Source organism: Hydrogenophaga sp. GW823-FHT04C09 (genome assembly GCF_058796355.1).
Window position 1 is genome coordinate 627,195 of the sequence record NZ_JBXAIO010000001.1, and the last position, 14,206, is coordinate 641,400.

Consider the following 14,206-nt stretch of genomic DNA (forward strand, 5'->3'; position numbering starts at 1 on the left):
TGACGATCAAAACGGCCACGGCCGCCACGCGGCGGGACGTGAAAAAGCCCCACGGCCATGGGCGGTGGGGCTTGGTGTTCAGAAGCCCGCGTCTGGGGCGCCTGGCATAACTGGCGGAGCGAGAGGGATTCGAACCCTCGATGAGGCTCTACACCCCATACTCCCTTAGCAGGGGAGCACCTTCGGCCACTCGGTCATCGCTCCGGAAGCTGCGTATTATGCCTCAACTCGGGAGGCATTTCCCTCTGGTGGAGGGTTCAACCAGTGATGGTGTCGGCGGTCTGGTCGAGATCGAACTCGCGGTGCAGCGAACGCACGGCCAGCTCCATGTATTTCTCGTCGATGACCACCGAGGTCTTGATCTCGGAGGTGGAGATCATCTGGATGTTGATGCCCTCCACGCTCAGGCACTTGAACATGCGGCTGGCCACGCCGACGTGGCTGCGCATGCCGATGCCGACGATGCTCACCTTGCAGATGCGTGCATCGCCCACCACCTCGGCCGCACCCAGCGCGGGCACGACCTTGGTCTTGAGCAGGTCCAGCGTCTTCTGGAATTCGTTGCGGTGCACCGTGAAGCTGAAGTCGGTCTTGCCGTCCTTGCTCAGGTTCTGGATGATCACATCGACCTCGATGTTGGCATCGGCCACCGCACCCAGGATCTGGTAGGCGATGCCGGGGGTGTCGGGCACGCCGAGCACCGAAATCTTGGCTTCGTCGCGGTTGAAGGCAATGCCGGAAACGACGGCTTGTTCCATGTCTTCGTCTTCCTCAAAAGTGATCAGGGTGCCGGAGGCGGCTTCTTCATTCAGGTCGATGTCCCAGGGCGTGAAGCTGGAGAGCACGCGCAAGGGCACCTTGTACTTGCCGGCGAATTCCACCGAACGGATCTGCAGCACCTTGCTGCCCATGCTGGCCATCTCCAGCATTTCCTCGAAGCTCACGCGCTGGAGGCGACGTGCTTCGGGCACCACGCGCGGGTCGGTCGTGTACACGCCGTCCACATCGGTGTAGATCAGGCACTCGGCCGCCTTGAGCGCTGCGGCCACGGCCACGGCAGAGGTATCGCTGCCGCCACGGCCCAGCGTGGTGATGTGGCCTTCGGGGTCCACGCCCTGGAAACCGGTGACGATGACCACCTTGCTGGCGGCCAGGTCGGCGCGGATGCGCGCGTCGTCGATCGACTCGATGCGCGCCTTGGTGAAGGAGCTGTTGGTCTTGATCGGCACCTGCCAGCCGGCGTAGCTCACCGAGCCAACGCCCTCGGCCTGCAGCGCGATCGCCAGCAGGGCCGACGAGGCCTGCTCGCCGGTGGCGGCGAGCATGTCGAGTTCGCGGTTGTAGGCGCTGTCGGTCTTGCCCGGGGCCAGCTCCTTGGCCAGACCGAGCAGGCGGTTGGTTTCACCGCTCATGGCGCTGGGCACCACGACGAGCTGGTGGCCGGCACGGTGCCATTTGGCGACGCGTCGGGCCACATTGCGGATGCGCTCGGTCGACCCCATGGAGGTGCCGCCGTACTTGTGAACTATCAAGGCCATCGGGAGGGATTGGATTGGGTTGATTGCGGCCGCGCAACCGGTGTTCCACGCGGCATGCCAGGCCCCAAAGGGCCGTTCAGGGCAACCGGGAATTATATCGGCGCCACGAAACGCAGATCCCCACCCTCGCGAGTGACCGAGCCGCTGGCCACCTTGAGGCGGATGCGGTGGCCGCGCGTGGTGCAGGCCGCGATCTGATCGAGCAGTTCGTCCAGCTGGGCCGCGCTGGCCGCCACGTTCGCTTCGGCGCGCAACCAGTGGCGAAGCACGTTGGCCTGGCGATCGCGCGACAGCGACTGCAGGCTCGCGATCGCGGGAGGCGTGCCCACCTGCGCGAGATCGATGCGGGCCAGGTCGTCGAGCAGCCGCTGCCCCTGGGCGGCGTGGGCCGCGCTGCGCGCAAGCATGGGCCGAAAGCCGGGAAAACAGGCCTCCCACGCAGGCATCAGCAGCGCACGGATGCGGTTGCGCGTGAAGCGCTGGTCGGCGTTGCTGGGATCGTCCACAAAGGCGTGACCAGTGGACGCCAGCCAGGCGCGCAAGGCGGTGGACGGCACGTCGAGCAAGGGCCGGCCAAACACCTGACCATGGCGTTCGAAGCGCTCGCCCATGGCAGCCAGCCCCGGCAGGCCCGCACCGCGGCTGAGCGCGAGCAGGACGGTTTCGGCCTGGTCGTCCGCGTGCTGGCCCAGCAGCACACAGGCCGCACCGGCCTCTTCGGCCATGCGCGCCAGGGCGGTGTAACGGGCTTGGCGGGCGGCGTCTTCCGGGCTATCGCCCGGCGCATGCGCAGCCCGCACACGCTCGGCGCGCAAGACGATGCCGTGCAGAGCGCAGAACGCCTGGGCGTGGTTCTGAAAGGAGTCGGCCGCCGCCTGCAAACCGTGATTCACATGCAAGGCGATCACTTGGCCCGGCCAACGCCGATGCGCCGCAAGCAACAAGGCCGTGGAATCGGCACCGGCACTGAAGGCCACCGCCATGGGCCCGGCTGGCTGCAGGAAGCCCCAGCGCTCGCACCACGCGGCCAACGCCCGATCGCAGGGGTTGGCCGGGGTTGGCGAGGCATTCACCTCAGCGCTTGTCCTTGCTCTCGGCCTTGGTGTCGGTGAAGCGGCCGTAGCTGTTGAGGCGCGCGTAGCGCCGATCGAGCAGCTCCTTGGCCTTGAGGTCCGTCACCTGGCGCCAGGCGTCGCCCAGGGCGCGCTTGAGGAAGGCGGCCATCTGCTTGTGGTCGCGGTGCGCGCCACCCACGGGCTCGTTGACGATCTTGTCCACCAGGCCCAGCGCCTTGAGGCGGTGCGCGGTGATGCCCAGGGCATCGGCGGCATCGCTGGCGCGGTCGCTGGTCTTCCAGAGGATGGAGGCGCAACCTTCGGGGCTGATGACCGAGTACACCGAGTACTGCAGCATGAGCACCTGGTCGGCCACCGAAATGGCCAGCGCGCCGCCCGAGCCGCCTTCACCAATGATGGTGGAGATGATGGGCACTTCCAGCTGCGCCATCTCGAAGATGTTGCGGCCGATCGCTTCGGACTGGCCGCGCTCTTCGGCATCGATGCCGGGGTAGGCGCCGGGCGTGTCCACGAAGGTGAAGACCGGCAGCTTGAACTTCTCGGCCAGCTTCATGAGGCGCAGGGCCTTGCGATAGCCTTCGGGCTTGGTCATGCCGAAGTTGCGCAGGCCGCGCTCTTTCGTGTCGCGCCCCTTCTGGTGGCCCAGCACCATGCAGGGCTGGCCGTTGAAGCGCGCCAGACCGCCCACGATGCTCAGGTCGTCCGAGAAGTGCCGATCGCCATGCAACTCCTGGAAATGCGTGAAGATCTCGCGCACGTAGTCCAGCGTATAGGGGCGGTCGGCGTGGCGGGCGATCTTGGTGATCTGCCACGGCGTGAGGTTGCTGTAGATGTCCTTGGTGAGCTGCAGGCTCTTGCCAGCCAGCTGTTCAATCTCTTCGGAGATGTCCACCGCGGATTCGGTCTGCACATAACGCAGTTCTTCGATCTTGGTTTCGAGCTCGGCAATCGGTTGCTCGAAATCGAGAAAATTCTTTTTGGCCAAGGTGTGCTCCTTTGGTCTTGTTTGCCACGACGTCCCGGCGAAGCCGGTGCGCTCAGTAACTGACCGGCAGCGGATCGAGCGACCGCCAAATATACCAAGTTGCCACGCTGCAGAACGGTGCCCAGGAGTTCGCTACCTCCCGGATCTCGCTGCGGCTGACCGGTTCACCCGAAAAATACGCCAGGCTGATGCCATTCTGCAAACCAAGGTCGTCCAGGGGTAGTACGTTGGGCCGCATCAGGTGGAAGATCAGGAACATCTCGGCCGTCCATCGGCCAATGCCTCGAATGGCCACCAGCTCGGCAATGATGGCCTCGTCGTCCATGTCGGCCCATTGGCTCACGTGGACTTGGTCGTTGGCGAAGTGCAGGGCTAGGTCCACCAGGTACTCGACCTTGCGGGCCGACAGGCCGGCCGCGCGCATGTCGTCCACCTTCAGCTTGAGCACCTGGGCGGGCACCATCTTCCGGGGCAATTGCTCGAAACGGTCCCAGACCGACTGGGCCGCCTTCACCGAGATCTGCTGGCCGACGATGCTGCGCGCCAGCGTGACGAAGGCATCCCCGCGCGACTGCAGGCAGGCACCCCCATGCTGGGGGATCAGCTTCTTCATCACGCGGTCGCGCTTCATGAGATGGCGACAGGCATCCACCCAATAGCCGGGCGCCTCCGTGTTGAGCTCGGGCAGGACGGTGGTAGCCATCAGTTGCGCTCCCAGGTGGTGCCCGTGGGGCTGTCCTTGAGCACGATGCCCTGGTCCAGCAGCTGCTGCCGGATGCGATCGGCCCTAGCGAAATCCTTGGCCTGCTTGGCCGCGCTGCGTTGGGCGATCAGGTCCAGAATGGCCGCCTCGTCCAGCCCGCCTTCGGCCCCACCGCCCTGCAGGTAGGTGGCCGGGTCGGCCTGCAGCAGGCCCAGCGTGGCGCCCAGGGCGCGCAGCAGCCCGGCCAATGCCGCGTCCTTGCTCCGGTTGACTTCACCCGCCAGTTCGAACAACACGGCAACGGCCTCGGGCGTGCCGAAGTCCTCGTCCATGGCCGCGCGGAAGCGCTGAGCGTGCGGTTGGGACCAGTCGATCTGCGTCGAAGCCGCCGGCGGCACGTGCGACAGCGCGGTGTACAGGCGCTTGAGCGCACCCCGGGCGTCGTCCAGGTGGGCATCGCTGTAGTTCAACGCGCTGCGGTAGTGCGCCCGCAGGATGAAGAAGCGCACGGTCTCGGGGTCGTACTTCGCCAGCACCTCGCGGATGGTGAAGAAGTTGCCCAGGCTCTTGGACATCTTCTCGTTGTCGACCCGCACGAAGCCGTTGTGCACCCAGAAGCGCGCCAGCGGTTTGCCGGTGGCGCCTTCGCTCTGCGCGATCTCGTTCTCGTGGTGCGGGAACTGCAGGTCGGCACCACCGCCGTGGATGTCGAAGGTCTCGCCCAGGGTGCTGCAGCTCATGGCCGAGCACTCGATGTGCCAGCCCGGCCGGCCCGCGCCATAGGCGCTGTCCCACTTGGCTTCGGCTGGTTCGTCGGGTTTGGCCGATTTCCAGAGCACGAAGTCCAGCGGGTCGTTCTTGTCGCTGTCCACCGCCACGCGCTCGCCCGCGCGCAGGTCGTCGAGCGATTTGCCGGAGAGCTTGCCGTAGCCAAGGAACTTGCGCACCGCGTAGTTCACATCACCGTTGTCGGCCTGGTACGCCAGGCCCTTGCGTTGCAAGGTGTTGATCAGCGACAGCATCTGCGGCACGTACTCGGTGGCCCGGGGTTCGAGGCTGGGCGGTTCAATGCCCAGTGCGCCGATGTCCTGGTGCATGGCGGCGGTCATCTCGTCGGTCAACGCGCGCAGCGTGATGCCGCGCTCGAGCGCGCGCTTGATGATCTTGTCGTCGATGTCGGTGATGTTGCGCACGTAGGTGACGCGCAGGCCGCTGACCTTGAGCCAGCGCTGCACCACATCGAAGGCCATCATCATGCGGGCGTGGCCGATGTGGCACAGGTCGTAGATCGTCATGCCGCAGACGTACATGCGCACATGCCCAGGCTCAATGGGCTGGAAGTCCTCCAGTCGGCGCGACAAGGTGTTGTAGATTTTCAGGGTCATGGAACGGGAACGGGAACGGGATTCCGGAGGGCAGCCGGAGGGTGAAAAACGGGGCTTCCACAGGCCGTGCGTGGCACCATCCGAAGAGCGGGCCCGTCGGCGTTCCATGCGGTCTGGCGCAACCGTCGAAAGGGACCCCTCAGATACAATCCATCGGTGTCAGTATATCCAGCCCGGTGACACTCCACAGCACGCCGCCGGGCATTCGATCAACGTGTCACTGGCCCCTTCATGAGAGGGAGCCCAGGTTTGTTTTCGAGGTGCCATGTCTCGCCACGTTCCATCACACCCCCACTGCAGCGGCCCATCCTCCCCCATCATCACCAGAAACGGTTTTTCCATGCGACTGCGCCAACTGGCCCTCGTGGCCCTGACCGCCGCCAGCCTCGGCACCTCGCTGGCCTGGGCGCAAGGCGACGACTATGCCGAGGTCAACCGGCTGGTGCGCGCCGGCCAGCTCAACGAAGCCCTGGTCAAGGTGGACCAATACCTGGTGGGCAAGCCACGCGATCCGCAGATGCGTTTCCTCAAGGGTGTGATCCAGACCGAGAGCGGCAAGTCGACCGACGCAATTGCCACCTTCGCCAAGCTCACGGAAGACTACCCGGAGCTGCCCGAGCCCTACAACAACCTGGCGGTGCTGTACGCCGGCCAGAGCCAGTTCGACAAGGCCCGCGCCGCGCTCGAAATGGCGATCCGCACCAACCCGAGCTACGCCACCGCCCACGAAAACCTGGGCGACGTCTACGCCAAGCTGGCCAGCCAGGCCTACAGCAAGGCGCTGCAACTCGATTCGAACAACCCCGCTGTCGCACCCAAGCTGAGCCTGATCCGCAACCTGTTCGCGGCCGATCCGCGCGGTGCCCGCCCGGCCACCTCCGTCGCCGCCGCGCCCCCGACGGCCGCACCGGCTCCATCGGCTCCATCGGCTCCGGTGGCCACACCTCCCGCCGCGAAGCCTCCTGTCGCGGCTGCGCCGGCCCCTGCGGCCCCTGCGGCGCCCGCCGCTCCGGCAGCGCCCGCCCCGGCCGCCGCCGATGCCCAGGTTGACGTGGAAGCGGCTGTGGCAGCCTGGGCCAAGGCTTGGTCCTCGAAGAACGTGTCCGCCTACCTGGGTGCCTACGGCCCGGCGTTCACGCCACCGGGCGGCCAGTCGCGCGCCGCCTGGGAGGCCGAGCGCCGCTCGCGCATCGAACCCCGCTCGCGCATCGGCGTCGGCATCAACGACCTCAACGTCACGGTCAACGGCGACCGCGCTTCGGCGCGCTTTCGCCAGGACTACACCTCCGACAACCTGAACGTCACCAGCCGCAAGACGCTGGATCTGGTCAAAAGCGGCAACCGCTGGCTGATCGTTCGGGAATCCACGGGCTCTTGATGGTCAGTCGGCGGTTCGCGCAACGGGGCCATGCCAGCCTCACGACCGAGCTGCTGGGGCCGGGGCCGAACAACGCTCAACGCGTGACACCGAGACATCGCACGCTCGTGGTCGCCACGGCCGTGGCGGTGGCCGCCCTGCTCGCTCTGTCGCTGCACAAGCGCCAGACGGCCGACGCCAACACCGTCGCCGAGCCGGTCAGCGAGGCCCCTGCCGTCTCACTGATCAACAGCGCCCTCACCCGCGTGCAGGATGCCGTTCAGAGAACGGCCAGTCCGCCCTCCTCGGGTCTGAGGCCCGTGAGCCTCACAGGCGAACAGCTCCAGCACGTCAAACCCATGATGGGCCGGGCCGAGGCCCGTCTGATCGAGATCTACCAGCTCATCGGGAACGCGCAACACCGCGAGGCCCTGAAACAGGCCGAGAGCCTGGTGCGCGACCACCCCAATTTCCAGCTGGCCCACCTTGTGCACGGCGATCTGCTCAGCCAGCAGACCCGCCCGGTGCGCCGGCTCGGTGACGTGCCCGACACGCAGGCCTTGGCCGCGTCGGCACAGCTCAGCGCCCTGCGCGAGGAGTCGCGCCGCCGGCTGCTGGCGCTGACCGAGCGCCCGCCCGAAGGGGCCGTGCCAACGCAGTTCCTCACCCTCGCCCCCCAGAGCCGCCACGCGATCGCGATCGATGCCTCGCGCTCCCGCCTCTACCTGTTCGAAAACCTGAACCCGGCCCGTGGCAGCGCCAGCGAAGCCGATCGCGCGCCGCGCCTGAAGCTGCTGGGCGATTTCTACATCTCGGTCGGCCTCTCGGGCATCGAGAAGACCGCGGAGGGCGACAAGCGCACCCCCCTGGGCGTCTACTACATCACCAGCACCCTCAACCCGGCGGACCTGCCCGACCTGTATGGCGTGGGTGCCCTGCCGATCAACTACCCCAATGCGCTCGATGTGCAGCGCGGCAAGACCGGCAGCGGCATCTGGCTGCACGGCACGCCCACCGAGCAGTTCGTGCGCGCGCCGCAAGCGTCCGACGGCTGTGTGGTGCTGTCCAACCCCGACCTGCAGCGCCTGCTGGGCACGGTGCAGATCCGCACCACGCCGGTGGTGATCGCGCCCTCGCTGCAATGGGTGCAGCCCGAAACCCTGGCCAGCGAGCGGACGCAGTTCGAAGCCGTGCTGGAAGCCTGGCGGCAGACCCGCAGTGCGGGCCACCTCGCCGAACTCAAAACGTTTTATTCCAACCGGTTCATGAACCAGGGCCGCGATCTGGCCCAATGGTGGCCCCGCGTCGAAAGCGAGCTGCGGGCCAATGGCTCGCGCGAGCTGCAGATGAAAGACCTGTCGGTGCTGCGCTGGCGCGACCAGGACGACACCATGGTCGTCACCTTCGGTGAAGTCGCCGCAGGCCAGAGCCGGGGAGTGACCAAGCGCCAGTACTGGGTGCGCGAGCAAGACCGCTGGACCATCTTTTTTGAAGGAACGATCTGATGACACTGTCCTCTTTGCCCCTGCGCCGACGCGCGGCCCTCTGGCTCACGGCCCTGGCGGCCGGCGCCGCCCTGCTGCCTCTGGCCGCCCAGGCCCAGGCCACCGCCGCGCCCCGCGTGAAACTGGCCACATCCCAGGGCGACATCGTGGTCGAGCTGTACCCCGACAAGGCCCCGAAAACGGTGGAGAACTTCCTGCAGTACGTGCGCGACCAGCACTACGACGGCACGGTGTTCCACCGCGTGATGAGCAACTTCATGATCCAGGGCGGCGGTTTCACGCCCGACCTGCAGCAAAAGCCCACCAAGGCGCCGATTCCGCTGGAAGCCACCAACGGCCTGAAGAACGACCGCGGTGCCATCGCGATGGCACGCACCTCCAACCCCAATTCGGCCACGTCGCAGTTCTTCATCAACACCGTGAACAACCCGAACCTGAACGCCCCCAGCCCCGACGGCTACGGTTACACCGTCTTCGGCAAGGTCGTGGCGGGGCTGGATGTCGTGGACAAGATCCGCGCCGTGCCCGTCGGCGACCAGGGCATGCACCAGAACGTGCCCAAAACCCCCATCACCATCCTCAAAGCCACCCTGGAGAAATGACCATGGCCAACCCCCAAGTCGAACTGCACATTGCCGGATACGGCGTCGTCACGCTGGAACTCGACGCTGAAAAAGCACCGCTGTCCACCAGCAACTTCCTGGCCTATGTGAACAAGGGCCACTACAACAACACCGTGTTCCACCGCGTCATCCCCGGCTTCATGGTGCAAGGCGGCGGCTTCGAACCCGGCATGACCCAGAAGCCCACCGACGCCCCCATTTCCAACGAGGCCAACAACGGCCTGAAGAACGACACCTACACCGTGGCCATGGCGCGCACCAGCGACCCGCACTCGGCCACCGCGCAGTTCTTCATCAACGTGTCGAACAACGGCTTCCTGAACCACACCGCGCCCAGCGCACAGGGCTGGGGCTACGCCGTCTTCGGCAAGGTGGTCTCGGGCAGCGAGATCGTGAAGAAGATCGAGGGCACGCCCACCGGCCGCAAGGGCTTCCACGACGACGTGCCCAAGGACGACGTCGTGATCGAAAAGGCCGTCGCGCTCTGATCGCCAGGGGCGGCAACGCCCCTGCTCCGCATGACCGCCCAACCCGTCGACCGCTTCGCCGAATGCATCGCTCCCGCGAACTGGCAAGCGGTCGATGTCATTTCAGACCTGCATCTGCAGGCCGGTGAGCCCGAGACCTTCGAGGCGTGGGCCGCCTACCTGCGCCGCCCCGCGCACGAGCGCGCCGACGCGCTGTTCATCCTGGGCGATCTGTTCGAGGTGTGGGTCGGCGACGACGTGCTCTCCACCCACACATCCCCGTCGGCCGATCACGCGTTCTGGCGCGCCTGTGCCGAGGCCTTGCAGGCCTACAGCGCGCACGCACCGGTCTACTTCATGCGCGGCAACCGCGACTTCCTCCTGGGACCGGCCGGACTCGACGCCTGCGGCATGCAAGGCCTGAGCGATCCCACCGTGCTGGTCTTTCTGGACCAGCGCTGGCTGCTCAGCCATGGCGACGCCCTGTGCCTGGCCGACACCGACTACATGCGCTTTCGTGCCGAGGTGCGCGAGCCCGCCTGGCAACACCGCTTTCTGGCACAACCCCTGGCCCAACGCGAAGCGATCGCGCGCGAGCTGCGCGCCCAGAGCGAGGCGCGCAAGCGCAGCACCGGCAACGACCCCAGCCTCTGGGCCGACGTGGACACCCAGGCCGCCAAGGCCTGGCTGCGGCACGCCGAGGCCCACACGCTGATCCATGGCCACACGCACCGGCCCGCGACCCACGACCTGGGTGACGGCCTTCAACGCGTCGTGCTCAGCGACTGGGAGCTGAGCGCGCAGCCGGCCCGCGCCGAGGTGTTGCGGCTGGACGCGAAGGGCCTGCACCGCCGGCCCTTGCGACCCTGAGCCACCGCCGCCTTCCTCCTCCATGATCCACCTGCTCCAACGCTGGCTGCCCCGCGCGCTGCGCCGCCCCACCTCCATCCCGGATGCCCTTTGGCGCCAGACCGTGGCGCACCACCCCTTTCTGGCGGCACTCGATGGGCCCGAGCTGCAGCGCCTTCGCCTGCTCTGCACGCACTTCCTGATGGAGAAGGAGTTCCACGGCGCCAACGGCCTGGCCGTGACGGACGCCATGGCGCTGGCCATCGCGGCGCAGGCCTGCCTGCCGCTGCTCCACATGCATGGCGTGTCAGGCGAACCGGTGCGCGACCCGCTCAAGCTGTTGGACTGGTACGGCGACTTCGTCGGCATCGTCGTGCAACCCGGCGCCGTGGTGGCGCGGCGCAAGACCACCGACGGCGCGGGCGTGGTGCACCATTACGACGAGGTCCTGGCCGGTGAAGCCATGGACCGGGGCCCCCTCATGCTCAGCTGGGAGGACGTCGCCCACGCTGGCGAGCGCGCGCAACACGGACACAACGTGGTGATCCACGAGTTCGTGCACAAGATGGACATGCACGACATGCAGATGGGCGAAGCGCCCGACGGGGCCCCGCCCCTCCCCTCGGGCTTCCTGGGTGCGCGCCAGCGCAGCGAGGCGCGCGCGATCTGGCAACGCACCATGCAGGACAGCTTCGAGCGTTTTCGCGAAGCGGTGGCCATGGCCGAGCGCTTCGGCGGCGAGCCGCCCTGGCTGGACGACTACGCCGCGAAGGACGCGGCCGAGTTCTTCGCCGTGACCTGCGAGGCCTACTTCGTCAACCGGCCACGTTTCGAGACCGAGTTCCCCGAGCTGATGCCGCTGTACGACGGCTTCTTCCGCCCGGGGCGTTGACGCTCAACGCTTGAGGAGCGCCTTCAGCACGTTCTGCAGGCGGCGCTCTGCCGTGGCATCGAAGCTCGAGCCCAACACCGCGGCCACATCCTCCGCCCAGGTGTCGACCGGTGCGGCGGCGTGGCGGCGCGTGAGCAATTGCAGTTGCAACATGCGGCGCTCGCTCAGGTGCTCGGCCGGCGTGGGCACTTCGGCGGCCATTTCCAGGCGCAGCAAGGTTTCACCCGGCAAGGGGGCCGCCGGCTTGGACACCGCCGACGCCCACGCACCGCGCTGGGCCGTGCTCACCCGCGGGCCCAGGGCCTGCGCGGTGGGCAGTTGCTCGGCATCGCGCTGCTGCCAGGCCGTCATGAGCTGCGTGAGCACCTCGCCGTGGGCCTGGGCCGCGAGCTTGCGCAGGCTGGACTGAGCCGCCTCGATCGCCTGGCGCTGCGCGCGGAACGCCGCATCGCCCAGCCTTGGGCCGCGCGGCTCGCGCTCTTCACGCCAGGACGGTGCGCCCGGTCCACGGGCATCGCGTCCACCGCGCGCATCGGGGCGACCCGGTGCACCGTCGCGCCGCCCCTCCGGGCGATCGCCGCGGCGACCATCGCGGCCGGCCGGCTCGGCTTTCTTCATACCGGGTCGGTCGTCACCCCGCACCGCCACCAGCTTCTTCGGCGGCGCGGCGGGTTTGGCAGGTGCAGGTGCCGTCGGCGCCGAGGCCTCGGCCTCCTCGGTGGCGGAGGCCTCTTCTGCGGCATCGGCAGGCGCCGCTTCGGCAGCGGATGCGGCTGGCTCGACGGATGCCGGCGCGGCCACAGTTGCTGGCGCAGGCGCGGGGGCCTGACCCGCCAGGGCCGCTTCCAGCTCGTTCATGGCCGCGCGGATGCGCTGCGCGTCGCCACTGGCGCTCGCCGCTTCCAGCGCGCGCGAGGCGTCAAGCACGCGCTGGTCGTGTGCGTTCAGGGCCGTGGCGGCCTTCTCACGCTCGGTGCTCTTGCGGGCGAAGGCCTCGTCGATCGGCTGGCGGAAGGCTTCCCACAGTTTCTGTTCGTGCTTGCGCTCCAGCGGCACGGCATGGGCTTCGGCCTGCCAACGTTGCTGCAGGGCCTTGACCGCATCGATGCGCAGCATGGGCGCCGCGCCCAGGGCGGTGGCTTCTTCGATCAGCGCCTTGCGCCGGGCGGTGCTCTCGGCCTGCGCCGTCTCCAGGCGCTCGTGCGCCTTGTGCATGGCGTCTTTCCAGACCGGCTGGATGTCGGCAAACGCCTTCTCGCTCAGGTGGCCGGCTTCGCGCCAGCGCTCGGAGAACGCATGCAGTTCACGCACCTGGGCTTTCCAGTCGCTGCTGTCGGCGTGCGCCAGCGTCCAGGCCTTGAGTTCTTCGATGATGGCCAGGCGCTGCGCCTTGTGCGCCTCGCTCTGCTGGCGCACCTGCGCCAGCCAGGTCTCGACCACCTTGTGCGCCTCGGTGCAGGCTTCGTCGAAGCGCTTCCACAGCGCATGGTTGGGTTGGCCGCCCTGGTCGGTGGTCTTCCACTGGTCGCGCAGGCTGCGCAGGGTTTCCTGCATCTTGCGCCCGCCCAGGCGTTGGCCCTCGGGGGCTTGCAGCAAGGCCTCTGCCTTGGCCACGAGTTCTTCGCGCAGCTGGTCGGCGCGCCAACGCTGCCAGCCTTCGAGTTCACCGGCCTGCCCCAAAGCCGCCTGGGCGCGCGCATCGAGCGCGGCCGGGACCAGCCGGCCATGGCTCTTGAGCAGGCCGCGCACGTCGGCCGCCGCCTTGGGCGTGGCCTTGCCGTGCCCTTCGGCGAGCTCGCGCTCGAGCACGCTCAGCGCCTGTTCGAGTTCGGCCGCCACGCGGGCGCGTTTTTCCTGCTGGGCCTGCGTGTCCTGCGGTGCCTTGTCGGCCAGGGCGCTCACGTCCTGGCCCCGCGCGGCGCGCAGCTCGTCGGCCCACACGGGCACGGCGGGCAATGGCGCCTGGGGGTTGGCATCGGCCGCCACGGTCTGTGTCAGCGCGGCTTCGAAGGCGTCCCACACCAGTTGCAGCTGCTGGCGCGAGGCGTCGAGCATGGGCGGGAACTTCACGTCCACGCTGGGCCATTGGGGGTCTTGCGCCAAGGCGCTCGCCTGCTGCTGCCACTGGGCCACATCGGTGCGCAGCGTCTCGGCAATCTGCTGGGCGTCGCGCCAGGGTTTGGTGGACAGCACCTCGATGCGCTGCGCGATCAGCACGGCGGCCTCACGTTCGACCTGCACCCGGTGCTGCAGATCTTCGATGGCCTTGACGCGCTCGGCCAGCGCCTGGCGCAAGGTGGCCAGCGGCTCGCGCGACAGCGGTGCGCCTGCGCGTGCCGCATCGCGTTGCCAGGCCAGTGCGTCGGCCAGGTTCAGGCGCGGCTGGTCGATCAGGCCCTGGGCCTTCTGCGCCCACTCCACCGACATCTGTTCCTGCGACTTCTGGCGCTTGAGTTCGTCGAGCTTTTCCTTCAAGGGCTTGGCGGCTCCGCGGTCGCGGTGCGAGAGCTCCTTGAACACTTCGTTCATCTGCTCGAGCGCGGGACCGGTGGCCAGCCAGTCGCGGATGCGCGCAGCGCGCTCACCCGACGTCGGCGCGGAGAACGCACCACCGGTGACGGCATCCAGGGGGTGGGCGGCGTTGGGGCTGGCCGGCTTGGGGGAGGTGGGCGTGTTCACGGCAGACTCGGAAGCGTTGGACGAAGACGGGGCTTTGCGCAGGGAAAACAGCGACATGAAGTGGGGGGCTCAATCGATTCGGTTGTCGGCACCACGACGGCGCGACCAAGGCGTATTGTCGCCGCAGTTGGCGCGCGCCCGCCTCCC

12 protein-coding genes and 1 tRNA gene are annotated in these 14,206 nt (G+C 67.8%); 6 read left to right on the plus strand and 7 right to left on the minus strand.

Annotated elements, in window-relative coordinates:
* Window positions 1-111 precede the first annotated feature (111 nt).
* From AC1Q9M_RS02875 to cysS, 6 genes are all read right to left on the minus strand, one after another.
* Window positions 112-204: transfer RNA gene (locus AC1Q9M_RS02875), tRNA-Ser, on the minus strand.
* Between the two features lie 53 nt (window positions 205-257).
* On the minus strand, window positions 258-1,538 hold the full coding sequence (locus AC1Q9M_RS02880) for an aspartate kinase (protein ID WP_444686296.1): 1,281 nt from the start codon (window positions 1,536-1,538) through the stop codon (window positions 258-260).
* A 92-nt stretch (window positions 1,539-1,630) separates the two neighbouring features.
* A complete protein-coding gene (gene tilS, locus AC1Q9M_RS02885; RefSeq protein ID WP_492432697.1) occupies window positions 1,631-2,521 on the minus strand; it encodes a tRNA lysidine(34) synthetase TilS in 891 nt (296 codons plus the stop codon).
* A gap of 91 nt (window positions 2,522-2,612) precedes the next feature.
* Window positions 2,613-3,599, minus strand: coding sequence for an acetyl-CoA carboxylase carboxyltransferase subunit alpha (locus AC1Q9M_RS02890; protein WP_382324119.1), 987 nt, complete (start codon window positions 3,597-3,599; stop codon window positions 2,613-2,615).
* A 52-nt stretch (window positions 3,600-3,651) separates the two neighbouring features.
* The gene (locus tag AC1Q9M_RS02895) at window positions 3,652-4,302 is read right to left on the minus strand and encodes a DNA-3-methyladenine glycosylase family protein (RefSeq protein WP_382158841.1); all 651 of its coding nucleotides are present in this window, start codon (window positions 4,300-4,302) and stop codon (window positions 3,652-3,654) included.
* A complete protein-coding gene (cysS, locus tag AC1Q9M_RS02900) occupies window positions 4,302-5,687 on the minus strand; it encodes a cysteine--tRNA ligase (protein WP_492432327.1) in 1,386 nt (461 codons plus the stop codon). Before cysS ends, AC1Q9M_RS02895 begins: the two co-directional genes overlap by 1 nt.
* A 340-nt stretch (window positions 5,688-6,027) precedes the next feature.
* On the opposite strand from cysS, the gene AC1Q9M_RS02905 reads away from it, so the two are divergent.
* From AC1Q9M_RS02905 to AC1Q9M_RS02930, 6 genes are all read left to right on the plus strand, one after another.
* Complete coding sequence (locus AC1Q9M_RS02905; protein WP_492432329.1) at window positions 6,028-7,065, plus strand: tetratricopeptide repeat protein; 1,038 nt, start codon at window positions 6,028-6,030, stop codon at window positions 7,063-7,065.
* Between the two features lie 83 nt (window positions 7,066-7,148).
* Entirely contained in the window at window positions 7,149-8,549 is a 1,401-nt protein-coding gene (locus tag AC1Q9M_RS02910) for a L,D-transpeptidase family protein (RefSeq protein ID WP_492432331.1), read from the plus strand.
* The gene (locus AC1Q9M_RS02915; protein WP_291112228.1) at window positions 8,549-9,151 is read left to right on the plus strand and encodes a peptidylprolyl isomerase; all 603 of its coding nucleotides are present in this window, start codon (window positions 8,549-8,551) and stop codon (window positions 9,149-9,151) included. Before AC1Q9M_RS02910 ends, AC1Q9M_RS02915 begins: the two co-directional genes overlap by 1 nt.
* 2 nt (window positions 9,152-9,153) lie before the next feature.
* The gene (locus AC1Q9M_RS02920; RefSeq protein ID WP_291112226.1) at window positions 9,154-9,660 is read left to right on the plus strand and encodes a peptidylprolyl isomerase; all 507 of its coding nucleotides are present in this window, start codon (window positions 9,154-9,156) and stop codon (window positions 9,658-9,660) included.
* Between the two features lie 30 nt (window positions 9,661-9,690).
* Complete coding sequence (locus AC1Q9M_RS02925; RefSeq protein WP_444686292.1) at window positions 9,691-10,509, plus strand: UDP-2,3-diacylglucosamine diphosphatase; 819 nt, start codon at window positions 9,691-9,693, stop codon at window positions 10,507-10,509.
* Between the two features lie 22 nt (window positions 10,510-10,531).
* Entirely contained in the window at window positions 10,532-11,380 is an 849-nt protein-coding gene (locus tag AC1Q9M_RS02930; RefSeq protein ID WP_382324107.1) for a M90 family metallopeptidase, read from the plus strand.
* A gap of 3 nt (window positions 11,381-11,383) precedes the next feature.
* Here the strand turns inward: AC1Q9M_RS02930 and AC1Q9M_RS02935 are convergent, their stop codons facing one another.
* Window positions 11,384-14,116, minus strand: a complete 2,733-nt coding sequence (locus AC1Q9M_RS02935; RefSeq protein ID WP_492432334.1) for a DUF349 domain-containing protein — start codon at window positions 14,114-14,116, stop codon at window positions 11,384-11,386.
* Window positions 14,117-14,206: the final 90 nt, after the last annotated feature.